Annotated in this window: 16 protein-coding genes; 8 read left to right on the plus strand and 8 right to left on the minus strand. The window is 69.8% G+C overall.

Annotated features, from left to right (window positions below; all coding sequences use genetic code 11):
- Nucleotides 1-212 precede the first annotated feature (212 nt).
- On the minus strand, nt 213-2,321 hold the full coding sequence (uvrB, locus tag ACIBO2_RS06635; protein ID WP_357946355.1) for an excinuclease ABC subunit UvrB: 2,109 nt from the start codon (nt 2,319-2,321) through the stop codon (nt 213-215).
- Between the two features lie 217 nt (nt 2,322-2,538).
- On the opposite strand from uvrB, the gene ACIBO2_RS06640 reads away from it, so the two are divergent.
- The 4 genes from ACIBO2_RS06640 (at nt 2,539) to ACIBO2_RS06655 (ending at nt 6,782) form a co-directional block, all read left to right on the plus strand.
- A complete protein-coding gene (locus ACIBO2_RS06640; protein WP_358538043.1) occupies nt 2,539-3,081 on the plus strand; it encodes a hypothetical protein in 543 nt (180 codons plus the stop codon).
- Nucleotides 3,082-3,198: 117 nt separating this feature from the next.
- Nucleotides 3,199-4,776: an SPFH domain-containing protein gene (locus tag ACIBO2_RS06645; protein WP_358538045.1), complete on the plus strand. Its 1,578-nt coding sequence runs from the start codon at nt 3,199-3,201 to the stop codon at nt 4,774-4,776.
- The gene (locus ACIBO2_RS06650) at nt 4,773-6,002 is read left to right on the plus strand and encodes an SPFH domain-containing protein (protein WP_357945627.1); all 1,230 of its coding nucleotides are present in this window, start codon (nt 4,773-4,775) and stop codon (nt 6,000-6,002) included. Before ACIBO2_RS06645 ends, ACIBO2_RS06650 begins: the two co-directional genes overlap by 4 nt.
- Before the next feature lie 9 nt (nt 6,003-6,011).
- Nucleotides 6,012-6,782, plus strand: coding sequence for a sporulation protein (locus ACIBO2_RS06655; protein WP_358538047.1), 771 nt, complete (start codon nt 6,012-6,014; stop codon nt 6,780-6,782).
- 91 nt (nt 6,783-6,873) lie between these two features.
- On the opposite strand, the gene ACIBO2_RS06660 is transcribed toward ACIBO2_RS06655, so the two are convergent.
- On the minus strand, nt 6,874-7,734 hold the full coding sequence (locus ACIBO2_RS06660) for a PIG-L family deacetylase (RefSeq protein ID WP_358538049.1): 861 nt from the start codon (nt 7,732-7,734) through the stop codon (nt 6,874-6,876).
- A 210-nt stretch (nt 7,735-7,944) separates the two neighbouring features.
- Here ACIBO2_RS06660 and ACIBO2_RS06665 point away from each other — a divergent pair, with 210 nt between their 5' ends.
- Genes ACIBO2_RS06665 through ACIBO2_RS06675 form a run of 3 tightly spaced genes read left to right on the plus strand, consistent with a single transcriptional unit; the run spans nt 7,945 to nt 10,494 of the window.
- Nucleotides 7,945-8,985, plus strand: a complete 1,041-nt coding sequence (locus ACIBO2_RS06665; protein ID WP_358538051.1) for a hypothetical protein — start codon at nt 7,945-7,947, stop codon at nt 8,983-8,985.
- 56 nt (nt 8,986-9,041) lie between these two features.
- Nucleotides 9,042-9,659 (plus strand): hypothetical protein, encoded by a 618-nt coding sequence (locus ACIBO2_RS06670; protein ID WP_358538053.1) that lies wholly within the window; start codon nt 9,042-9,044, stop codon nt 9,657-9,659.
- A 10-nt stretch (nt 9,660-9,669) separates the two neighbouring features.
- Nucleotides 9,670-10,494 (plus strand): inositol monophosphatase family protein, encoded by an 825-nt coding sequence (locus tag ACIBO2_RS06675; protein WP_358538056.1) that lies wholly within the window; start codon nt 9,670-9,672, stop codon nt 10,492-10,494.
- On the opposite strand, the gene ACIBO2_RS06680 is transcribed toward ACIBO2_RS06675, so the two are convergent.
- Entirely contained in the window at nt 10,481-11,647 is a 1,167-nt protein-coding gene (locus tag ACIBO2_RS06680) for an SLC13 family permease (RefSeq protein WP_358538059.1), read from the minus strand. The two genes, ACIBO2_RS06675 and ACIBO2_RS06680, sit on opposite strands and share 14 nt — an antisense overlap.
- Before the next feature lie 170 nt (nt 11,648-11,817).
- Between ACIBO2_RS06680 and ACIBO2_RS06685 the strand changes: the two genes are divergently transcribed.
- Nucleotides 11,818-17,385 (plus strand): TIR domain-containing protein, encoded by a 5,568-nt coding sequence (locus tag ACIBO2_RS06685; RefSeq protein WP_397295748.1) that lies wholly within the window; start codon nt 11,818-11,820, stop codon nt 17,383-17,385.
- Between the two features lie 62 nt (nt 17,386-17,447).
- On the opposite strand, the gene coaE is transcribed toward ACIBO2_RS06685, so the two are convergent.
- From coaE to ACIBO2_RS06710, 5 genes are all read right to left on the minus strand, one after another.
- Nucleotides 17,448-18,050 carry a dephospho-CoA kinase gene (coaE, locus tag ACIBO2_RS06690; protein WP_358538063.1) on the minus strand — a complete coding sequence of 201 codons (603 nt, stop codon included), beginning with the start codon at nt 18,048-18,050 and terminating at the stop codon, nt 17,448-17,450.
- 26 nt (nt 18,051-18,076) lie between these two features.
- Entirely contained in the window at nt 18,077-18,523 is a 447-nt protein-coding gene (locus ACIBO2_RS06695) for a GNAT family N-acetyltransferase (protein WP_358538065.1), read from the minus strand.
- A 125-nt stretch (nt 18,524-18,648) separates the two neighbouring features.
- Nucleotides 18,649-19,830 (minus strand): epoxide hydrolase family protein, encoded by a 1,182-nt coding sequence (locus ACIBO2_RS06700; protein ID WP_358538067.1) that lies wholly within the window; start codon nt 19,828-19,830, stop codon nt 18,649-18,651.
- 107 nt (nt 19,831-19,937) lie between these two features.
- Nucleotides 19,938-21,425: a 30S ribosomal protein S1 gene (rpsA, locus tag ACIBO2_RS06705; protein ID WP_225291707.1), complete on the minus strand. Its 1,488-nt coding sequence runs from the start codon at nt 21,423-21,425 to the stop codon at nt 19,938-19,940.
- Between the two features lie 200 nt (nt 21,426-21,625).
- Nucleotides 21,626-22,681 (minus strand): polysaccharide deacetylase family protein, encoded by a 1,056-nt coding sequence (locus tag ACIBO2_RS06710; protein WP_358538070.1) that lies wholly within the window; start codon nt 22,679-22,681, stop codon nt 21,626-21,628.
- Nucleotides 22,682-22,716 lie beyond the last annotated feature (35 nt).

Genomic DNA, 22,716 nt, shown 5'->3' on the forward strand with positions numbered 1-22,716 from the left:
GCTCGCTCCGGCCAGCTGGCCCGGCGAAGCGTGCTTGGGAAGGCGTCCGAGCGCAGCGAGGCCCCTCAGGGGGCGGGCGTCAGCCCGCCTGGGAGGACGTCCGGAGCGAAGCGGAGGCCCATTGTGGGCGGGCGGGCATCAGACGGCCAACCACCGAATCGGGTGGGGAGAAAGAACGCCCGCAGCGAAGCGGACGCCCTTTCTCCGGTCGGCTACTGGACGCCTGCCTCCCGCATGTCGCGCAGCTCCCGCTTGAGCTCCTTGATCTCGTCGCGCAGTCGGGCGGCCACCTCGAACTGCAGGTCGGCCGCCGACTGGTGCATCTGCTCGGTCAGCGACTCGATCAACGACTCCATCTGTGCCCGGGGCATCTCCCCCGCGATGGTCTTGGCGTGCTGCCCGGCCTGGCGGGCGGCGAACCCGGGCACGGGTGCCTTGCCGCGCGACTGCTGGCGGCCGCCGCCGAGGAGGCGGTCGGTGTCGGCGTCCTCGCGCTGCAGCGAGTCGAGGATGTCGGCGATCTTCTTGCGGAGTGGCTGCGGGTCGATGCCGTTGGCCTGGTTGTAGGCGATCTGCTTGGCCCGCCGCCGGTTGGTCTCGTCGATGGCCCGCTCCATCGACGGGGTGACCTTGTCGGCGTACATGTGGACCTGTCCTGAGACGTTTCGGGCGGCCCGGCCGATGGTCTGGATCAGGGAGGTCTCCGAGCGGAGGAAGCCTTCCTTGTCGGCGTCGAGGATGGCCACCAGCGACACCTCGGGCAGGTCGAGGCCCTCGCGCAGGAGGTTGATGCCGACCAGCACGTCGTATTCGCCGGAGCGGAGCTCGCGCAGCAGCTCGATGCGGCGCAGCGTGTCGACCTCGCTGTGCAGGTAGCGGACCCGGATGCCCAGCTCGAGCAGGTAGTCGGTGAGGTCTTCCGACATCTTCTTGGTCAGCGTGGTGACCAGGACCCGCTCGTCGCGGTCGGCGCGCTCGCGGATCTCGTGGACCAGGTCGTCGATCTGCCCCTTGGTGGGCTTGACGATCACTTCGGGGTCGACCAGCCCGGTCGGCCGGATGACCTGCTCGACCACGTCGCCCTTGACCCGGCCCAGCTCGTAGGAGCCGGGCGTGGCCGACAGGTAGACGGTCTGGCCGATGCGCTCCAGGAACTCCTCCCACTTCAGCGGCCGGTTGTCGAGCGCCGACGGCAGGCGGAAGCCGTGGTCGACCAGGGTGCGCTTGCGGGAGGCGTCGCCCTCGTACATGGCGCCGATCTGCGGCACGGTCTGGTGGGACTCGTCGAGGACCAGCAGGAAGTCTTCCGGGAAGTAGTCGAGCAGCGTGTTGGGCGCGCTGCCCGCCTCGCGGCCGTCCATGTGGCGCGAGTAGTTTTCGATGCCCGAGCAGGTGCCGATCTGGCGCATCATCTCGATGTCGTAGGTGGTGCGCATGCGCAGCCGCTGCGCCTCCAGCAGTTTGCCCTGCCGCTCCAGCTCCGACAGCCGCTCGGCCAGCTCCGCCTCGATGCCGTTGACGGCCATCGCCATCCGCGCCTCGCCGGCGACGTAGTGGGAGGCGGGGAAGATGTAGAGCTCCTCGTCCTCGGTGATGACCTCGCCGGTCAGCGGGTGCATGGTGGACAGCTTCTCGATCTCGTCGCCGAACATCTCGATGCGTACGGCCAGCTCTTCGTACTTCGGGATGATCTCGATCGTGTCGCCGCGCACCCGGAAGGTGCCCCGCGTGAAGGCGAGGTCGTTGCGGGTGTACTGCATGTCGACCAGGCGGCGCAGCAGCTGGTCGCGGTCGACGTCCATGCCGACCCGGAGCCTGGCCATGCGGTCGACGTATTCCTGCGGCGTGCCCAGGCCGTAGATGCAGGACACGGAGGCCACCACGATCGTGTCGCGGCGGGTCAGCAGCGAGTTGGTCGCCGAGTGGCGCAACCGCTCGACCTCGTCGTTGATCGAGGAGTCCTTCTCGATGTACGTGTCGCTCTGCGGGACATACGCCTCAGGCTGGTAGTAATCGTAGTAAGAGACGAAATATTCAACCGCGTTGTTGGGCAGCATCTCCCGCAGCTCGTTGGCGAACTGCGCGGCGAGTGTCTTGTTGGGCTGCATGACCAGCGCGGGCCGCTGCAGCCGCTCGATCAGCCAGGCGATCGAGGCCGTCTTGCCGGTGCCCGTGGCGCCCAGCAGGACGTTGTCCTTCTCCCCGGCCTTGACGCGGCGCTCCAGCTCGGCGATGGCCGTCGGCTGGTCGCCGGAGGGAGTCATCTCGGTGACGACCTCGAAGGGCGCCACCTTCCGCTGCAAATCAGTGACCGGTCGCATGATGCCACTGTAGGCGGCGCCACTGACAGAAACCGTCACCTGGTCAGGGGGGCCCTTCAGAAGGCTGCGGGTGACACCGCGTTCGGCGCGCAGCGACGCGATGCGGTTGGGGACGATCTCACTCATCGCCGCCGTCTTCTCAGCCGATGCGCTGCCGTGTTCGGTCACGGCGCAGGCACTGTACGTGAAAACGCTTCCTCACTATGGTGATCCCCTAATGAGGGGAATCATTGCGATATTTGCGGTCCTGCTGTTGACGGGGTGTCCGACGGAGGAGCCGAAGGACTGGCTGCTCAAGGATCCGAGCCGCTGGCCACTGGCCGCGTTGCTGGGTTCGGCATCCAGGTCGGGGATACCGGACGGGGCGGAGAGGGTGCTGGCACGGATCCAGGTCGCGAAGTACGACCTGGTCCCCTGGATCCACAGCAAGGGCGTGTGCGGGCTCGCCGATCAGGGGTCCTCCGGCTACACCTTCAACATGAGCCAAGACCTGACGAAGTCCGAGGGGAACGTCACCACAACGGAGGAGGGTTTCGCGGGGCCCAAGGAACTCATGACCGGAAGCAACATGGAGAGCAGCGTGACGCTGTGGTGCTCCCCCACCCGGATGTTCGTCATCGTCGAGGCCAAGGACCTCGGAAAGGTGCGGATTTACGGGAACGCGGCGGCCAAGACGACCAAAGGGAAGCTGACGGTCGTGGTGGGCACGCCGGAGGCGGTCAAGCAGTCACTCCCCGACGCGACCATGATCGGTCGCTAGCCCCGTTTCCGCATGTGAGCGCCAAGCACCTCACCCTGGAGCAGCTCCACCTTGCAAGCGAACCGAAAGCGACACCCGATACGGTCGAATCCGCCCGTAGCGGAAGAGGAAGGTGCAATGTCACGACCCAGAGAGGCGTTGATCCAGGCAGGTCAGGGCATAGCCCAGGCGGTCGTACAAGGCGGTGATGTCCGTCAAGCCGTCGGCCAGGCGGTGGACCAGGCGGGCCAGCTGGCCGGTCAGGTCCAGGTTCAGGGCTTCGCGCTGAACCCGTACGACTTCGCGGCGGCCCGTGACGGCGGCGTGTCGGTGGGCACGCTGATCGAGGCCCGGTCCGCGTCGCTGAACGAGGCCGGCGAGATCATCAACCGCAGCTTCGCCGAGAACGGCATGCACGTGATCTCGCCGGTGGTGATCCCCAAGGGGACCACCGCGAAGGTGGTCGTGCCGCTGGGCATCCTGGTGGTGCTCGGCCTGATCGGCGCGCTCGGCAACGTCATCCCCCGAACCGATGTGTTCTTCGGCCCGCACTACTGGATCGTCCTGGTCCTGGCGGCCGCCTTCCTGTGGTGGCGCCGCAGCGTGGTGATGGTGCCCGAGGGCTGCAAGGCGCTGATCACCAAGTTCGGCAAGCTGGTGCAGATCGCCGACCCCGGCCGGGTGACGCTGTTCAACCCGTGGAAGCGGGTCAGCTACATCGTCAACACCACCCGTGAATACCCGTTCAACGCCCCCATCAGCGAGGCCCCCACGCAACAGGGCGTCAAGGCGAGCGTCGACCTGTTCCTGCAGTTCAGGATCGAGAACCCGGCGGAGTTCATCTTCGTGCTCGGCTCGGTCAGCGGCTTCCAGTCCAAGCTGCAGAACGCCATCAGCGAGGTCACGCGCTCCCTCATCTACGCCCAGCGGGCCGAGGACATCTACGACCTCGTGGGCGAGAGCACGCTGGGCATGCTGGACAACCTCAACCAGCAGTTCCTGCCCGCCGTACGCCTCACCGACGTGAACATCACGCACGCCGAGCCGTCCAGCCAGGAGTACCGGATGGACCTGGCCGCCCCCGAGATGGTGCGCGTCGCCAAGGAGGCCTACACCTACGAGTACGAGCTGCAGCTGCGCAAGGAGCAGAACGAGGGCGACCTGATCAAGGAGCTGGCCGGACTGCAGGAGACGCTGAGCGCGATCCAGGCGGAGATCGCCGGCTACCAGGCGCGCATGGACACGGCGCTGGAGCGGGCCTCCCACCAGGCCAAGGCGCAGGCCAGGCAGCGCCTGGTCGAGGCGGAGTCCTCCGCCAACGCCAACTCGGCGCTGCTGGAGGCGCAGGCGCTCGACATCAGGGCGCTCAGCGCGGCCGAGGCGCCGGAGATCCTCGACTACCGCTTCCAGCAGGACCTGCTGGACAAGCTGGAGTCGGTCGCGACCCGGCTGCCGCAGGTGGTGCAGGTGGGCGAGCACACTGACATCGACTTCCTGGCGCTGGCCCAGCAACTGGTCGGCGGCAAGGGGGCGGCGCTGTTCTCGGCCGAGGACATGGCCGCGATCCGGGGCCGGCTGGCCGAGATCGGCGAGCGCGTGGCGGGCAGGGAGGCGGAGATCACCGCACTGCTCAAGAAGGTCGCCGAAGAGGTGAGCGAGGCGCCCGAGCCCGCGCTCGCCGCCACGCTGCCGACCATCGAGGGTGAGGTCCGATGAGCCGCGAGTTCTCGAAGATCAAGGAGTCGCTGGCCTCCTGGTCCGACATCCGCCAGCTGCTGCGCGGCGGTGAGCAGGGCCAGCTCGTGCCGGTCGTGATCCCCAAGGACAGGCGCGGCTTCGCCTGGATGGCTCTGGTCTTCATCGCCGTCTACTTCGCCGGGATGGCGGTGATGGGCAACCTCGTCGTGACGGCCTCGCTGGGCGCGTTGTTCTTCCTCGCCGTCGCGCTGGTGTGGATGTGGCGCCGGGCGATCATCGAGATCGAGGAGGGCACCACCGGCGTACGCAGCCGCTGGGGCGCCATCACCGGCACGCTCCCGCCGGGCCGCCACTACCTGTGGCTGCCGTGGGACCGGGTGGACGCGGTCGTCGACACCTCCACCGAGATCCCGTACTCGGCGCCGATCGTGGCCTGCCCGACGGCGGAGAACGTACCGCTGAAGTCGATCGAGTTCTTCCTCAAGTTCCGCATCGTGGACCCGGTCGCGTTCGTCCGCACGATCGGCGCGGGCAACTTCGACCTGGTGTTGTCGAGCGCCGTACAGGACGCGATCAGGCAGCGCAGCCGCAAGGTCAACACCGAGCGCGCGTACGACCTGCGCGGCTCCGACGTAGGCGACATGCAGGAGGCGCTCAACCGCCAGCTCGGCCGCTACGGGGTGCGCATCACCGGCGCGAACATCCCCGACGTGCAGCTGCCCGACCAGTACCAGCAGCACCTGGCCACCCGCGAGAAGGTGGCCAAGGAGCTGTCGGCCTACGAGCGCGAGTGGGAGCTGACCCGCAAGCGCCGCATCGACACCCTGCTCATGGAGATCGAGCGCTCCAAGAAGACCCGCGACGCCCGCGTGGTCGAGGTCAAGGCCGCGCACAACACCGCGCGCAAGGACGTGGCGCGCATGCTGGAAGAGCAGGAGACGGAGGCCCAGCGGGTGCGCTGGGAGATCGAGGCGCGCGGCCGCGCCGAGCTGACCGCGGCCGAGAACGAGGCCAAGGCCCTGCGCAGGCTGGCCGACTCCTACCGCGACAACCGGGCCGTGCTGCAGTACGAGCTGGCCCGCAGGCGCCTGGACGTGGGTGCCAAACTGGCGGAGAACGCCCCGCAACCCCTGGTGGTCCGCACCCAGCAGGGATCCGGCGACTCCGCGCTGTCGACCTTGCTCCTGGCCCAGTTGCTCCCCCGCTTCTCGGGCCATCACAACGGAGAGACCCCCGGGTCATAGGAGAACCCCATGGTGTTCCGCAAACTGATGGCCGCGTTCGGCGCGGGCGTCGAAGTAGACACGGTCCTGGCCGGCAGCGGTGTACGGCCCGGTGAGACGTTACGCGGAGTGGTGAACTTCCGCGGCGGCGGCGCCGACTACAAGGTCGAGGGCATCTACCTCGACCTGACCGCGGTGGTCGAGGTGGAGCGTGGCGACGAGGAGTACAAGACCACCTACGGCTTCCTTCGCCAGCAGGTCGCCGGGACCTTCCAGCTCAGCGCCGGCGCGCAGCACAGCCAGCCGTTCGAGATCGTCATCCCCTGGGAGACGCCGATCAGCGCCATCGGCGGTCATCCGCTGCACGGCATGCGGCTGGGCGTGCAGACGGAGCTGGCGCTGGCCGGCGCGATGGACAAGGGCGACCTCGACCCGCTGTTCGTCAACCCGCTGCCCGCGCAGGAGCACGTCATCGCCGCGCTCGACCGCCTGGGTTTCGGCTTCAAGAAGGCCGACCTCGAACGCGGCACGCTGCGCGGCTCGACGATGCCGTTCTTCCAGGAGATCGAGTACTACGCGGGCGGGGAGTGGCGGCGGCACTTCAACGAGCTGGAGCTGACGTTCATCGCCGGGCCGCGGCAGATGGACGTCATCCTGGAGGCCGACAAGCGCGGCGGCTTCCTGACCTCCAGCCACGACGCCTACAACCGGTTCACGGTCCGCTACGACGACCCGAGCGGGGCCGACCAGGCGCTCCGGCACGCTCTGGAGCAGATGGCGCGCCGGCGCGGCTGGCTCTAGGCCACGTAGCGGCCGACAGCCACCTCCGGACGCCGGGCGGCGTGGAGCGACAGCTCACGCCGCCCGGCGTCGGCGTCCTGGAGCCTGGACATCAGTGGCGATGGCTGTGGGTCGTGACCTTGTACATCCGGTCGTACCAGGCCCGGTAGTGCCAGCCGGACCTGGCCCGGTAGTCGTGGCGCCGGTAGACGCCGAAGATCTCCCGCTTGAGCTCCCGCCACCGCTGCGGCACGTTGGGCGCCCAGGTCGTCATCGGGTAGCCACGGTAGGCCACCAGGCGCACCCGCCGATCCGCGGCAGCGGCGGCGGCGAAGCGGGCCGAGGCCACGTGGTCGGGGTGGTCGCACAGGCGGCAGCGCGGCGGCGGGTCGGGGTCCAGGGTGCGGATGACGTTCGCCTGATATCTGGCGTAGACGGCACGCAGCATCGCCACCACGTTCTCCCGGCTCACGCACCGCCGCTCGGCGGGGTCGAAGACGCGTACGCAGCCACGCCCGGCCCACAGCCGGGTCAGCGCGTCACGGCCGCCGTCGGCCCGCGGGTCGCCGCCGTCCGGCAGCCCGGCATAGATCAGGATCACCTTCGGCCGCTCGACCAGGGAGTCCACCTTGACGGGCAGCCCCCCGGCGGTGATCACCGTGCTGCGCCATTCGTCGCGCACCCCCGCCAGGTGGGCGTACGCGGCGCGCAGGCCCTCGACGCGGTCGCGTGCGTACATGTACGGGTCATGATGGTCGTCCAGCCCCGCGGTGCCCTCGCCCGCGGTGAGGTAGACGGTCACGCTCGGCCGCTCCCCCAGCACCCCGCCGTAGAGGTCGGGGCTCATGAACAGCAGATCGTCGTCCGGATGGGCGACGACCTGCACGAACCGTTCCCCCAGGACCAGCTCGTCGGACACCGTGGCGGCGATGGCCGGCGGCACGGGACACACCGTGTAGACGACCAGCGCCATCGCCAAAGAACCCGAGCGCAAGCTCGGTATTAACCCCTTCATCCCCACCCCCCGTCCAGTAAGCGTAAAGATCTCGCGATCTCCACGCCCTACCTTTAAGGGGGATATGTCAGGTCATACTCAGGGAGGAGGCCTGCTCTTTCCGCGCACTTGGCGGGGTCGTTACCATGATTTCGGGAACTGACTGATCGTCGGATGCGGGGCAATGCGATGGCACGGTTCACGGCGGCGCTGAAGCGGATCGCCCCATGGGCGGCGCAGAACGCCGACGGCGCGATCGCACTCGGTCTGGCCATTGTAGTCGGCGTGCTCGGGATCATGCCGGACGGCATCTTCGGCAAGGAAGGCGACAAGGTCCAGGATCAGCTGGTCAGCGCCGCGACCCTGGTGATCCTGGCACTGGTGGCCACCGCGCTGCTGCGCGACCGGGTGCGTCAGGCGCCGTTGGAGGAGACCGTCACCTCCGGCGCGCTCGCCCAGCTGCCCGTGCGGCTGGCCCGGCTCGAGGCGATCGAGGACCTGGTCACCGGCACGCGGCGGGCTCTCGACTCGCTCCAGCTGGTCAGGGTGCTCGGCAGCAGGCAGGAGATCGCGCAGGCGCACGCCGACGCCCGCAAGGACACCACGCGGTGGAGCTTCAAGGGCGGCACCGGCACCTACCTGCGCGCGGTCACGCTGCCCGAGTGCGTGGCGGCGGCCAGGAAGGTCAAGCGCCACCTCACGGTCAGGGTCGAGATCATCGACCCGGCCAACGTCGAGGTGTGCGAGACCTACGCCCACTACCGCCGCTCCCTGTCCGACGCGCCCGACGGCACCGGCGAGACCTGGACGGCCGACCGGGTCAGGAAGGAGTCGTACGCCACGATCCTGGCCGCCTTCTGGCACCGCCAGCGCTACGGGCTGCTCGACATCGGCATCGGCCTGTCCTCCACGATGACGACCTTCCGCTGGGACCTGTCGGCCACCCGCCTGATCATGACGGTCGAGGACCCCAACCGGGCGATGACCGCGCTGGCCGACACCTTCTACTACGAGAACTGCGACACCGAACTGCGGCTCAGCTTCGAGCAGGCCCGGCTGGTGCCGCTGGAGATGTACAAGAAGGTGCCGCTGAGCGACGAGCCCACGGTCGAGGAGGTGCAGGAGCTGTTCACCCGGATCTCGATCCCGCTGCCTAGGTCCTACGACGACCGCGACGTCGTCGACATCGCCCGCAAGGCGCTGCGCGCCAGGAATCCGTACGACGCATGAGCCGTCGCGATATGAGCAGTCGTGATATGAGCAGTCGTGATATGAGCAGTCGTGATATGAGCAGTCACGGTGCCTACCAGCAGCTCGCCCAAGGACAGGCGCGGCCGTGGGCGCTGGCGGCACTGTCGGGCACCGGCATCAGGGCCGTACGCCACCCGCTCGGTTTCGTCTGCCTGCCGCTGGAGCGTGACGGCGGCGAGGGGGTATGTCTCCATCTGTGGTCGGCCAGGTTCACGCACGCGCGGAGCACCACGTCGGGCATCCACTGCCACAGCTGGGACCTGCTCAGCCATGTGCTCTACGGGCAGGTGCGCAACGTGCACGCGGTGGTCACCGACGCGGTGCGCGACCCGACCCACCGGGTGTTCGAGGTGGTCAGCGGCGCCGACGGCGACCGCATCACGCCCACCCGCCGGACCGTACGTCAGGAGACAGGGCTGGTGGAGGAGTTCGGCCCCGGCGACACCTACACGCTGGCGGCCGGCCGGTTCCACAGCAGCGTCGTGCCGGCGGGCGGCGAGGCGGCCACGATCGCGCTCGGCCGCGGCCGGCCGGGCAGCCGCGACCTGTCGCTGGGCCCGCTCGGCACCGGCGACCACCATGTGTCCAGGCAACCGCTCGACGACGAGGAGACGGCACTCGCCGTCAGCCTGATAGCCGCCCACCTGAGTTGAGGGGCCCCGAATGGATCTGGATCACGCTCGCGCGGTCGCCGTCACCGCCGCCGAGGCCGCGGGCGAACTACTCGTGTCCGGCACCCGCGGCGTGCTCGGCGCCCGGCCGAAGGGCGGTTCGGGCGACGTCGTCACCGAGCTCGACCTGGCCTCGGAGAAACTGCTGGTCGAGCACATCCTCACCGCCTTCCCGGCGCACTCCGTCATCGCCGAGGAGTCGGGCCTGCTCGGCGCCGCCGACGGTGAGTGGACGTGGCTGATCGACCCGCTCGACGGCACCAACAACGTGGTGATCGGCCTGCCCGCCTACGTCGTCGGCCTGGCCCTGTGCCGCTCGGGACGCCCCATGCTGGGCGTGGTGCACGACCCGGTCTCGGCTCAGACCTGGTCGGCGATCCGCGACCGCGGCGCGATCACGTCCTCCGGGATGCGGCTGGCCCCGCCGCACAACCCCTCGCCGCACGGCCCGCTGCTGGCGTGGACCCAGGGCTACTCGGTGTCCAGGGGCGACGCGACCGTACGGGCCATCAAGTACGCCCTGGAGCTGAGCGCCCGTCGGATGCTGCAACTGTGGGCCCCGCTGCTGGCCTGGGCGATGCTGGCCAGGGGAGACATCGACGGCATCGTCGGCTACCGGGCCGAGGCGGTGGATCTGCCCGCGGGCGCGCTGCTCGCGCGGGAGGCGGGCATCGAGATCCGGGCGCTCGACGGCGGGCCGTTCGAGGAGGGGATCGACGGCACGCCCGACGACCGCAGCTTCGTCGCCACCCACCCGAGCGCCATGCCCGGCCTCCTCGATGTGCTCCGCGGGAGTGGAGCGGTCAGCCGAACGTGACAAGGGCCCACACGCTGGCGAGCAGGCCGACGATCGCCAGCCCTGTGCCGGTGGCCAGGAAGCGGCGCATCGGTACGGACACGTCGTGACGGCGGCACGACTCGAACCAGAGCAGCGTCGCCAGTGACGCCCACGGCGTGACGACCGGCCCCACGTTGGTGCCGACCAGCAGGGCCAGCAACCGGTCCTGGTCGCTCGACGGGATGACCTCGGCGATGGCCTGGAAGGCGGGCAGGTTGTTGATCAGGTTGGACAGCCCGGCACCCACCGCCGCCGTCCGGTAGGGGTCACCCTCGGCGCCGATCATCCAGCGCATCAGGTCGGCCAGGCCGTAGCGGCTGAGGGTGGGCACCACCAGGAACAGGCCCGTCACGAAGATGAGCAGCTGCCAGGGGATCAGGCTCCAGGTCAGCCGGGCGCGGTCGCGTACCAAGAAGGCCACCACGATGACCAGCGCCGCCACCGAGGCGGCCACGCCGACCTGGACCTTGACCAGCAGCGCGCCGATGAACAGTAAGCAGCCCACGGCCGCGGCGGCGAACAGCACGCGGTCGGCGACCGGCTCCAGCAGCGGCGGCGTGTAGCGCAGATCGCGACGCTGGCCCCGGCGCCAGAAGAAGACCCACAGGAAGGCCATCGTCACGGCGATCGAGACGATCTGCGGCACCCACATCCGCCCGGCGAACTGCTGGGTGTCGAGCGCGATCTTGTTGATGCCGAGCAGGTTCGTCAGGTTGGAGACCGGGAGCAGCAGGCTGGCGGTATTGGCCAGCCAGATCGTGGTCATCGCCAGGGGCAGGGCGGCGATGCGCGCCCTGGGGGCCAGCGCCAGCATGACCGGGGTGAGCAGCACCGCGGTCGTATCGAGATTCAGAAATATCGTAATAAATGAGGCGAAGGCTGTGCACAGGAAGAAGAGCGCGACGTAGTTGCCCCGCCCCAAGACCGCCATCCGCGCCGCGATGGCGTCGAAGACCTGGGCCTCCTTGGTCAGCTCCGCCAGCACGATGATGCCCACCAGGAAGACGAGCAACGGCCCGATCTCATCCAGGCTGTCCACGGCTTCGCGCCACGGCAGCAGCCCGGTCGCCACGAAGACGAGGCCGAGCCCGAGCAGCCCAATCCTGATCCAGTCGAGCACACCAAGACGCACCTGTCGATGATCGCACAACCCTGTTTATGGCCTCACTCCGTGAGGCGGGCTCGGTCGCCCAATGCCGCCGTCTTCCCCCGTCGCTCTGGTCGCTACGCTCCCGGCGCTCCTCCTCCAGACGACGGCGCTCCCTCGCCTGAAAGCACGCCCCCACAGGGGATACTGAGGGAATGGCACGTGACGGCAAGCCGACAGAGATCTTCGTCAGCTACTCCCCCGCCGACACGGCTTGGGCGACCTGGATCGCCTGGGAGTTGGAGGCGGCTGGCTACCGGACCATGATCCAGGCGTGGGACTTCGTGCCCGGCACGAACTTCATCGACTTCATGGACCGCGGCGTCAGCGAGGCGCAGGTGGTGGTGGCCGTGCTCTCGCGCAACTACCTGACCTCGCGCTACGGCCGCATGGAGTGGCAGGCCGCGCTCCGCGCCGACCCCGACAACCCGTCCAACAAGCTGATCACGATCCGGCTCGAGGACGTACGCCTCGAAGGGCTGCTGTCCACGATCACCTGGGTGGACCTGCTCGGCGTCACCGATTCCGGCCAGGCCAGGGCGCTGCTGCTGGGCCGGGTCAGGGAGGCCATGTCGGGCCGGGCCAAGCCGGAGGCGGCGCCCGCCTTCCCGACGGGCGCGGGCCTGCCGCTGCCCGCGCCGACCCTGCCGCCGCCTGGCGAGCGCTCGCGGGCCCGGCGTACCCCGGTGTCGGCGCCGAAGTTCCCGCCGTCGGCCACCGCCGACCACGGCCGCGAGTCGCTGACCGTGCTGCACATCGGCGGCCCCCGGTTCGGCCGGGCGCTGCCCGATCCGGGCGAGCCGTTCACGCCCGAGGACATGCAGGCACGGATCTGGGCGGATCTCACCGAGATGTACGACAGGGGCATGCCACGCCCGGATCTCATGGTGGTCACCGGCGACCTGACCGAGTCGGGCAGCCTGGGGCAGTTCGGGCAGGCGACCCGCTTCATCACCGACCTGCGGCTGCTGGTCGGCCTGGAGCCGCACCGGCTGGTGATCGTGCCGGGCCCGCGTGACGTCACCAAGGCCGCGGCCAGCGCCTACTTCCTCACCTGCGAGGCCGACGACGTCTCCCCGCAGCCGCCCTACTGGCCGAAGTGGCGGCATTTCGCGGGCCTGTTCGGCGAGGTGTACCAAGGTCTGGACGACCGGGTGTTCGACGGCGGCCAGCCGTGGACGCTGTTCGAGGTGCCCGACCTGAAGGTGGTCGTCGCCGGGCTCAACTCGACGATGGCCATGAGCCACCTCGAACGCGACGCCTATCCCCTGCTCGGCGAGGGGCAGGCCGCCTGGTTCGCCGAGCGGCTGCGCCCCTACGAGGAGAGCGCCTGGCTGCGGCTCGGCGCGATCGGGCACCCGCCGTCGGCCCTGCGCGACGCGCCGACCTACGACCGGATCCTCGCCCGGCGGCTCAACCTGCTCTTCCAGGGCGCGGGAGAGGCCGGTGAGGCCGCCGTCGCCGCGCCGCGCTCCGGCCATCACCAGGTCGTCGAGATCACCGCCGGCGGCCTGCGCACCTGGCTGCCCGGCGCCGACCGACCCGAGCGCGTCTCCCACAGCTGGCGGGCCGCCCAGGCCACCTTCACCGGAGAGGCCCCTGCCGCCCGCGCCCCCGAACCCGCGCCGGTCGAGCGCGAGCCGGGCCCGGTGGACCTGCTGCTCGATCGGATCACCGAGGTCTGCGAGGCCCGGCACGAGCGGGCCAGGATCCGCCGGTTCACCACCCACCTGGTCGTCACGCATCCCGAGGACGGGTTCGTCCGGCAGACGATGATCGGCGCGCACGTGGGCGAGCTGACCGCCGCCGAAGCCGATGATTTCGTCCGGCGGGCGCACGCCGCCGACCTCGCCGCCGAGCTCGTCTACCAGGGGCCGCCCCCGGCCAGGTCGCTGCGCGACGAGCTCATGCGCAGAGGGGTGCGGCTGCGCAGCTTCACCGAATTCCAGGGCCTGCTGGACCTGTCGGGTTATGTCGCCGAGCAGACGGCCCGGCTCACCAACGACCGCCGCTACCCGCCCAGCCTGTACGTCCCCCAGCGCTACCGCGAGCTCGACCGCCCCGGACACCAGGTCAGAGAGGGCCTGACCGACGAGCTGATGCGGCTGCTGGCCGCCGACCACGGCCGGTTCCTGCTGCTGCTGGGCGATTTCGGCCACGGCAAGACGTTCGCGCTGCGCGAGCTGGCCAGGCGCATCCCCGCCGAGCTGCCGCACCTGACGCCGATCCTGATCGAGCTGCGGGCGCTGGACAAGGCGCACTCCGTGGACGCGCTGGTCGCCGCCCACCTGGCCGGCCACGGGGAGGAGTTCATCGACCTCAAGGCGTTCCGTTACCTGCTGCGGCAGGGGCGGATCGTGCTGCTGTTCGACGGGTTCGACGAGCTGGTCACCCGGCTCACCTATGACCGGGCGGCCGATCACCTGTCGACGTTACTCGCCGCGGCCGAGGACAAGGCGAAGATCGTGGTCGCCAGCCGTACCCAGCACTTCAAGTCGCACTCCCAGGTGCTCACCTCGCTCGGCGAGATGGTCGGCGTGCTGCCGCAGCGGCGGGTGCTCAGCGTCGAGGACTTCACGCACGACCAGATCCGCGCCTACCTGGCCAACCGCTTCGTCGACGGCGACGCGGCGGCGGCGCGCATGTCGCTGATGGAGAGCATCACGGACCTGCTCGACCTGGCCCAGAACCCTCGGATGCTGAGCTTCATCGCCGATCTCGACGCCGACCGCCTCCGTACGGTGGCCGGCGCCCGCCACACGATCAGCCCGGCGCTGCTGTATGAGGAGATCCTCGGCTCGTGGCTGGCCTTCGAGGAGCGGCGGGCCAGGGTGCCGGGGTCGCCGACCCCCCTGACCACCGAGGAGCTGTGGCAGGTCGTGACGGGGCTCGCGCTGCGGCTCTGGGACTCGGGCGAGTCGCTGCTGGGCGTCGACGAGCTGACCGAGTACGCCGAGACGCTGACCGGCCTGGCCGGCGGCCAGCTGTCCGCCGAGCACGCCGCCCACGCGGTGGGCTCAGGGAGCCTGCTGGTACGCACCGAGGAGGGCATGTTCGGATTCATCCACTCCTCGGTCATGGAGTGGCTGATCGCCCGGCACATCGCCGCCACGATCGAGGCGCCGGTGGGGCTGTCGCGCCGGCCGCTGTCGGCGCTGACCGTCGAGTTCCTGTGCGACCTGGCCGACGTACGGGCGCTGCGGGCGTGGGTGGCCGACCCGCCCGCCGACGACGTGTCCCGGGCGAACGCGGTCAAGATCTCGGCGCGGCTGCGTACCCCCGCCAGGGCCGACCTGCGGGGCGCGAACCTCAAGGGCGAGGACCTGTCGGCCAGGGACCTGCAGGAGGTCGACCTGACCGGGGCCGACCTGACCGACGCCACGCTCGTCGGCACGAACCTGTCCCGAGCCGTCCTGCGCGACGCCAAACTGGCCGGGGCCCGGCTCGACGGCGCCAAGCTCGCGGGCGCCGACCTGACCGGGGCCGACCTGTCGGGCGCGCGGCTGGCCCACACGGACCTGAGCGACGTCTCCGCCGAGGGCGCCCGGTGGCACCGGGCCACGCTGATCAACGTGACGGGCACGCTGCCGGACCTGCCGGGCGCCTCCGTGGTGCCGGGCCAGCCGGTGGAGATCCAGCTCGCGCCCGCCGCGATCGGCGTGCCGTACGGCTATCACTTCCAGACCAGCCGGCTCCCGGAGCCCATCGCGTACACCCCCGACGGGTCCACGCTCGCGGTCGGCCACGAGGACGGCGGCGTGCTGCTGTGCGTGGCCGGCGCGCCCGTGCGGACGCTGCAGGGGCACGCGGGCCGCGTGTACGCGGTCTCGTTCGCCGGGAGTCTGCTGGCCACCGGCGCGAGCGACGGCCTGGTCGTGCTCTGGGACGCCCTCACCGGCGCGCACCTGCGCGAGCTGCGCGGCCACGCCGACGGGGTCTGGCCGGTACGCCTCAGCCCGTCGGGCGAGCTGGTCGCGGCGGGCGGCGGCGACGGCGTCATCCGTGTCTGGGACACCGCCACCGGCCGGCTCGTCCACGAGCTCGCGGGCCACCAGGCACCCGTCTACACGGTGTCGTTCGGCGACTCGGTGCTGGTCAGCGGCGACTCGGCGGGCGTGGTACGCCTCTGGGACCTGGCGTCCGGGCAGGTGACGGGCACGCTCGACGGCCACCGCGGCTCGGTCTACCGTGCGGTCCACAGCCCGGACCGGTCGCTGCTGGCCACCGGCGACGAGGCGGGGACGGTACGCCTGTGGGACGCGGCCTCCTGGGCCCTGCGGCACGAGCTGAAGGGCCATTCCGGCAGCGTCTACTGCCTGACCTTCACCCCCGACGGCTCCCTGCTGGCCAGCGGCGACACGGCCGGGGCCGTACGACTGTGGGACCCGGCCGGCCAGGCCCACGGCGTCCACACCAGCCACGCCGGGTCCGTCTACCAGGTGCTCTTCTCCCCCGACGGCCGCACGCTGGCCAGCGGCGACTCCAACGGCGTCGTCCGGCTGCAGGAGGTGGGCGGCGGCCGGCGGGTCGAGCTGACCGGGCATCGCAGCTCGGTCTGGCCGTTCGTGTTCCGGCCCGACGGCGAGCAGCTGGCCACCAGCAGCAACGACGGGACGGTACGCCTCTGGGATCCGGTCAGCGGCCAGTGCCAGCGGGTGCTGCGCGGCCACGGCAGGCGGATCTCCTCGGTCAGGTTCAGCGCCGACGGCTCGATGCTGGCCACCAGCGGCAACGACGGCGTCGTCCGCGTCTGGGAGCCGCGCACGGGCCGCCGACTGCGCGAGGTCGCCGGCACCGCCGACCGGCTCATCTCGGCCCTGTTCTCACCTGCCGGGCCGGTCCTGGCCACCTCCAGCAACGACGGCGGCGTACATTTCTGGAACGCCGTCACCGGCGACTACGAGCGCGAGCTCAACGCCGAGACCGACCACGTGTGGGCCGAGGCGTTCAGCCCCGACGGCACGCTGCTGGCCACGGCCAACGACGACGACAGCGTACGCATCTGGTATCGGCCGACCAGCCGCCTGGTGAGCAACCTGGCCGACCACCGGGGCCGCGTCCGCTCGATCGCCTTCAGCCCCGACGGCCGTTACGTGGCCACGGGCTGCGACGACCGGCTCGTACGCATCTGGCACGTCGAGTCCGGCGGCCGGATCGCTACCTTGGAAGGCCATACCGACCGGGTCTACTCGGTCGTGTTCTCGCCCTCGGGCAAGCACCTGGCCAGCGCCGGCAACGACGGGCTCGCCATGCTCTGGGAGCTGCGGCCCGGCCAGCCCTGGCAGCCACGCCTGCGGCACACGCTCGACCGGCACGCGGGGCGGCTGTGGAGCGTCGCGTTCGACGCCACGGGCGAGCGGCTGGCGACCGGCGGCGACGACCTCATGGTGCGGGTCTGGGACACCGCGACGGGGCGGCCGCTGCACACGCTGGCGGGGCACTCGCGGCGGGTGTGGTCGGTGGCGTTCAGCCCCTCGGCGGACCTGCTGGCCAGTGCCGGGGACGACGGGGTGGTGATCCTCTGGGCGGGGACGGAACGACGGGCCACCCTGCTGGGCCTGCCGGAGGGGTGGGCGGCGCTGTCCCCGGACGGCAGGTACAAGATTCAGGGGGAGGTTTCCGGGCAGTTCTGGCACGTCATCGGGATGTCGCGGTTCGAGCTGGGTGAGCTGGACCCGTATCTGCCCGGGGTCCGCCAGGTGCCGCTCGACTCCCCGTTCTGAGTTTTCCTCCCGACCCGCCGGAAACCTGGCCGGCGGGTGTCCGGGCGAAGGCCGTCAGCCGGTCAGCCGCGCCCGGCTCGGGTCAGCAGGTCGTCCCAGACCTGGGCGACCCTGGTCTCCAGGTCGTCCAGGTCGCCCTCGTTGTCGATCACGATGTCGGCGATCGCCAGCCGGTCCTGGCGGGTCGCCTGCGCCGCGATGCGGGCCTTGGCGTCGTGCTCCGGCATGCCCCGGTGCTCGGCCAGGCGGGCGATGCGCACCTCGTCGGCGGCGTCCACGACGATCACCACGTCGTACATCGGCGCCAGCCGGTTCTCCGCGAGCAGCGGCACGTCGTAGACCATGATCGCGTCGTCGGCCGTCCGGCTCTGCAGGTCGGCGACCCGCTCCCCCACCAGCGGATGCACGATGCCGTTGAGCGTCGCCAGCTTGTCGGGGTCAGCGAAGACGATGGCGCCCAGCTTCTCCCGGTTGAGTGAGCCGTCAGGGTGGAGCACCTCGTCGCCGAACACGGCCACCACGCGAGCCAGGCCCGGAGTGCCGGGCTCCACCACCTCGCGGGCGATCTTGTCGGCGTCGATCACGACGGCGCCCCGCGCCGCGAGGCGCTTGGAGACCTCGCTCTTGCCCGATCCGATGCCGCCGGTGAGGCCGATTTTCAGCACGCGGAAAGCCTATCCGCGATCGTGGATCAGCGGCGCATGTGGACCAAGGTGAGATGGTCGTCCATGCGCTCCCTGTGGGTCTCGCGGTAGCCCAGGCTGCGGTAGAGGCGCAGGTTGCCGTCGGACAGGTGGCCGGTGAACAGGTCGAAGGCCGTCGCCTCCGGCATCCGCTGGTGCAGCGTCCGCATCAGCGCCCGGCCCAGGCCCTGACGCTGCCGGTCCGGGGCCACCACCAGGCGGCCGACCAGGCAGGTGGTGCCGGCCAGCTGGCCGCGTACGGCTCCCACGATCCGGCCGGCGTCGGTGGCCTTGAGCACGAGGCCGGTCTCGATGACCTTGCGGACCTGCTCCACGGACTCCAGGAGCGGCGGCAGGAAGGGGTCGCCGTACAGCTGGGCCTCGCTCACGTACGCGGCCCGCTGCAGGGTGAGGATCTCACCGGCGTCCTCCGGCAGCGCACGCTCGATTTCCACGCGAGCACCCTACTGCGCCTCACTCCGCACCGCAGCCTCACCCCACGCCCTTACCGCACCCGCCCGGACCTCCTTCTCGCGCCCCAACCAGAAGCCCCACCCACGCCCCTTGAGAAAGCCAGCTCCTACCGCGCCCCTTCCAGAGCTCCTTCCGGCGTCCCTCCCACTCGCCCTTCCAAGGTTCCGAAGAACGTGCGGATGCTCCGTACCAGCGGCTCGGGCGAGTTCATCGCCACCATGTGACTGTCGCCGTGCTCGCCCGCCCAGTGGACCACCCGATTCCCGCGCTCGGCGATGCGCCGCAGCAGCGGAGAACCGCCGTGTGACACCCCGCTCGGCACCACGGTCTGGTTGATCGGCATGCCCGCCGCACCCTCGTAGTACGTCCACGACGACGAGCCGCCCGTCGCGGTCAGCCAGTAGAGGCTCGCGTTCGTGAGCACCAGGTCACGGTCGATGGGCTCGGCGGCCTCCTCGTCGGGCCAGCCGTCGAACTCCTTGAACCGCTCCACCAGGTAGGCCAGCTGCGCCACCGGCGAGTCGGTGAAGCCGAAGCTCAGCGTCTGCGGCCGCTTGGCAAGGTAGGGGCCGTAGCCGCTGCCTCCGGCGAAGCGCTGGGTCAGGTCCGCCAGCTCGGCCAGCTCCGCCTCGGTGGCGTCGGCGAGCTCGGCCGGGTCGCCGGTGGGGATGCCGAGCCCGGCGGTGATGTGCGAGCCGATCACGTGATCGCTGTCGATGGCCGCCAGTTGCGGGGTGACCAGGGCCCCGGCGTCGTTGCCGTGCGCGCCGTACCGCTCGTACCCGAGCCGTCCCATCAGCTCGGCCCAGGTCCGCGCCACTCGTACGATGCTCCAGGGCCGCTCGTCGGCGGGCTCGGGGAACGGTGAGAAGCCGAAGCCGGGCAGCGAGGGGGCCACCACGTGGAAGGCCGTGGCCGGGTCGAGGCCGTGGGCGCGCGGGTCGGTGAGCGGGCCGATGACGTTCAGGAATTCGGCGACGGTGTTCGGCCAGCTGTGCGTGAGGATCAGCGGCAGCGCGCCGGGTTCCGGGGAGCGTACGTGCATAAAATGCACACTCTGCCCGTCGATGTCCGTGGTGAACTGCGGGAAGGCGTTGAGCTTGGCCTCCTGCGCCCGCCAGTCGAACCCCTCGGCCCAGTACGCGGCCAGCTCACGCAGGTAGCCGACCGGGACGCCCCGGCTCCAGCCGCCGCCGGGCAGTGTCCGCGGCCAGCGGGTACGCGTGAGCCGGTCCTTCAGGTCGTCGAGGTCGGCTTGCGGAATGGTGATGCGGAAGGGTTCGATCATGTGGCAACCCTAGGAAGCATCGCGGAAAGGGACGTTCCGCATTAACCAAAAAGAAAAACCCCGCACCGGATGGTGCGGGGTCTTTCTCTGTCAGCTAGTCAACCAGGTCAGCTCTGGCCGCCCGCGAGCTTCTCACGCAGAGCCGCGAGAGCCTCGTCGGAGGCGAGGGCGCCGGCCGCCGGAGCGGACGAGCCCGAGCTGCTGGCCGGAGCCGCGGTCTCACCGGTGTAGGACGAGGGAGCGGCTTCGCCCGCCTCGGCCTCCGCCTTGCGAGCCTCTTCGATCTGCTTCTTGTGCGCCTCGAAGCGGGTCTGGGCCTCGGCGTACTGCCGCTCCCACTCCTCGCGCTGCTTGTCGAAGCCCTCGAGCCACTCACCGGTCTCCGAGTCGAAGCCCTCGGGATAGATGTAGTTGCCCTGGTCGTCGTAGGTCGCCGCCATGCCGTAGAGCGTCGGGTCGAACTCGACCTCGGCGCCGCTGACACCCTCGTTGGCCTGCTTCAGCGAGAGGCTGATGCGACGCCGGTCGAGGTCGATGTCGATGATCTTGACGAAGATCTCGTCGCCGACCTGGACGACCTGCTCCGGGATCTCCACGTGGCGCTCGGCCAGCTCGGAGATGTGGACCAGGCCCTCGATGCCCTCCTCGACCCGGACGAACGCGCCGAACGGCACCAGCTTGGTGACGCGACCCGGCACGACCTGGCCGATCTGGTGGGTGCGGGCGAACTGCTGCCACGGGTCTTCCTGAGTGGCCTTGAGCGACAGGGAGACGCGCTCGCGCTCCATGTCGACATCGAGGACCTCGACCGTGACCTCCTGGCCGACCTCGACAACCTCGGAGGGGTGGTCGATGTGCTTCCAGGACAGCTCGGACACGTGGACCAGGCCGTCGACGCCGCCGAGATCCACGAACGCACCGAAGTTGACGATCGAGGAGACGACGCCCTTGCGGACCTGCCCCTTCTGGAGGGTGTTGAGGAACGTCTGGCGAACCTCGGACTGCGTCTGCTCGAGCCAGGCGCGGCGGGACAGGACCACGTTGTTGCGGTTCTTGTCCAGCTCGATGATCTTCGCCTCGAGCTCGCGGCCGACGTACGGCTGCAGGTCGCGGACACGGCGCATCTCGACCAGGGACGCCGGCAGGAAGCCACGGAGGCCGATGTCGAGGATGAGTCCACCCTTGACGACCTCGATGACGGTGCCGGTGACGATGCCGTCCTCGTCCTTGATCTTTTCGATCGTGCCCCAGGCGCGCTCGTACTGAGCGCGCTTCTTGGACAGGATCAGGCGGCCCTCTTTGTCCTCCTTCTGGAGAACGAGGGCTTCGACGTGTTCGCCGACCTCCACGACGTCCGCTGGGTCGACATCGTGCTTGATCGAAAGCTCACGCGAGGGGATGACACCCTCGGTCTTGTAGCCGATATCGAGAAGGACCTCGTCTCGATCGACCTTGACGACGGTGCCCTCGACGATGTCGCCGTCGTTGAAGTACTTGATGGTCTCGTCGATCGCTGCGAGGAAGGCTTCCTCGGACCCGATGTCGTTGACCGCTACCTGCGGGGTGCTCGAGGTGGCCTCAGTGCTGGACGTCATGTGTGGAATTGCTCCGAACGCGGACAGGATGTCGATGTGGCGGACGCGCGGCAGGCCCTCTTCCGCATCAAGCCGAGAAATAACGACATCGACGTGACCGAGCGCGAGCCCGCTCCGTCTGAGGCGCGCGCGAGCCCACAGCGCAGCGATCAGCATATGAGACGTTGAGCGTGGGGTCAATCCAACCGGCCCCGCACTGGTCAGTAAACGATCAGCTGATCTTTCCGCTTCGGGGCGATATTACCCTGAAGACGCTGCGGGATGGAGATCTTCGTGGGATCGCCGTCGGACACGTAGCGCTCGCCTGGGTGCTTGTTCAGCCACTCCAGCCAGTACTGCGAGCACCATTTGCGGCATTCGCCCTTTTTGCCGTTGCTCTGGATGCGCTGGATGGCCACGGGGTCAAATTTTTTCGCAAAGGGCGAAAGCGACGGCTCGGCCCCGGCCAGGAAGACCCCGGCGAAGTCGTAGGACGTGCCGTCCCACTCACCGTGCCGGGCGATCTTCTTCGGGTGCGGCATCGCCCCGAACGGCAGGGCCATGGTGACGGCGGGCCCGGCGCCGAGCTTCTTCAGCAGCCGTTCGAGCCGGACGATCTGCTCCTTGACCTTCTTCTTCCGCATGGCGGCCAGATTGGGGTGGGACCAGGTGTGGTTGGCCACCTCGAACCCGTGCTCGACCAGCCACCGCACGGCCGCCGCCTGCTGGTCGGGCTGCCGCAGCCCGAACGGGTAGTGGTTGATCCACAGCGTGGCGACCGGGCGGAACTCGGGATAGCGCCGGGCCACGTCGAGGAGCACCCCGACCGCGGTGTCCGGCGCGGGGTTGCCGCTCGCGTCGAGCCTGAAGTGACTCTCGTGCCCGTCGTCGAAGGTCAGCACCACGGGGAAGCGGCCGGCGGGCACCCGGATGTCACCGGTGGCGAACTCCTTGGCGGTGATCGGCGCGTAGCCCTGCTTGGCCAGCTTCTCCAGCTCTTTGCGCAGCTGGTCGGGCGTGCGGTCGATGGAGGCGATCCGCTTCTTGAGTATCCGGTGGTACATCAGCACCGGCACCAGCCCAAGCTCGTTGGCCTTGACCTGCTTGGCGAACTCCGGCGTGGACACCACCCCGGGCGGCTCGGCGAACGTCGGCACGGGCTCGGCGGGGGTGGGCTGCGCGGACTGCTCGATCTTGGCCACCGCCGGCGGCCCGGGCACGGACCGGCCGGAGGAGGACTGCAGCATCAGCCCGATGACCGCCACTGACACGACCATGACGTTCGCGAGGGCGATTAACCGGGGGAAGGACG

Origin of the sequence: Nonomuraea sp. NPDC050022 (assembly GCF_044460705.1) — a bacterium.
In the GTDB taxonomy this organism is placed as follows: Bacteria; Actinomycetota; Actinomycetes; order Streptosporangiales; family Streptosporangiaceae; genus Nonomuraea.

Bases quoted from the DNA above. Each gene is read 5' to 3' on its own strand.
- ACIBO2_RS06650 (WP_357945627.1), top strand. From the start codon at position 4,773: ATGAGCCGCGAGTTCTCGAAGATCAAGGAGTCGCTGGCCTCCTGGTCC.
- ACIBO2_RS06655 (WP_358538047.1), top strand. From the start codon at position 6,012: ATGGTGTTCCGCAAACTGATGGCCGCGTTCGGCGCGGGCGTCGAAGTA.
- ACIBO2_RS06665 (WP_358538051.1), top strand. From the start codon at position 7,945: ATGGCACGGTTCACGGCGGCGCTGAAGCGGATCGCCCCATGGGCGGCG.
- ACIBO2_RS06685 (WP_397295748.1), top strand. From the start codon at position 11,818: ATGGCACGTGACGGCAAGCCGACAGAGATCTTCGTCAGCTACTCCCCC.
- ACIBO2_RS06640 (WP_358538043.1), top strand. From the start codon at position 2,539: ATGAGGGGAATCATTGCGATATTTGCGGTCCTGCTGTTGACGGGGTGT.
- ACIBO2_RS06645 (WP_358538045.1), top strand. From the start codon at position 3,199: ATGTCACGACCCAGAGAGGCGTTGATCCAGGCAGGTCAGGGCATAGCC.
- rpsA (WP_225291707.1), bottom strand. From the start codon at position 21,425: ATGACGTCCAGCACTGAGGCCACCTCGAGCACCCCGCAGGTAGCGGTC.
- ACIBO2_RS06710 (WP_358538070.1), bottom strand. From the start codon at position 22,681: ATGGTCGTGTCAGTGGCGGTCATCGGGCTGATGCTGCAGTCCTCCTCC.
- ACIBO2_RS06660 (WP_358538049.1), bottom strand. From the start codon at position 7,734: ATGGCGCTGGTCGTCTACACGGTGTGTCCCGTGCCGCCGGCCATCGCC.
- ACIBO2_RS06670 (WP_358538053.1), top strand. From the start codon at position 9,042: ATGAGCAGTCACGGTGCCTACCAGCAGCTCGCCCAAGGACAGGCGCGG.
- uvrB (WP_357946355.1), bottom strand. From the start codon at position 2,321: ATGCGACCGGTCACTGATTTGCAGCGGAAGGTGGCGCCCTTCGAGGTC.
- ACIBO2_RS06700 (WP_358538067.1), bottom strand. From the start codon at position 19,830: ATGATCGAACCCTTCCGCATCACCATTCCGCAAGCCGACCTCGACGAC.
- ACIBO2_RS06675 (WP_358538056.1), top strand. From the start codon at position 9,670: ATGGATCTGGATCACGCTCGCGCGGTCGCCGTCACCGCCGCCGAGGCC.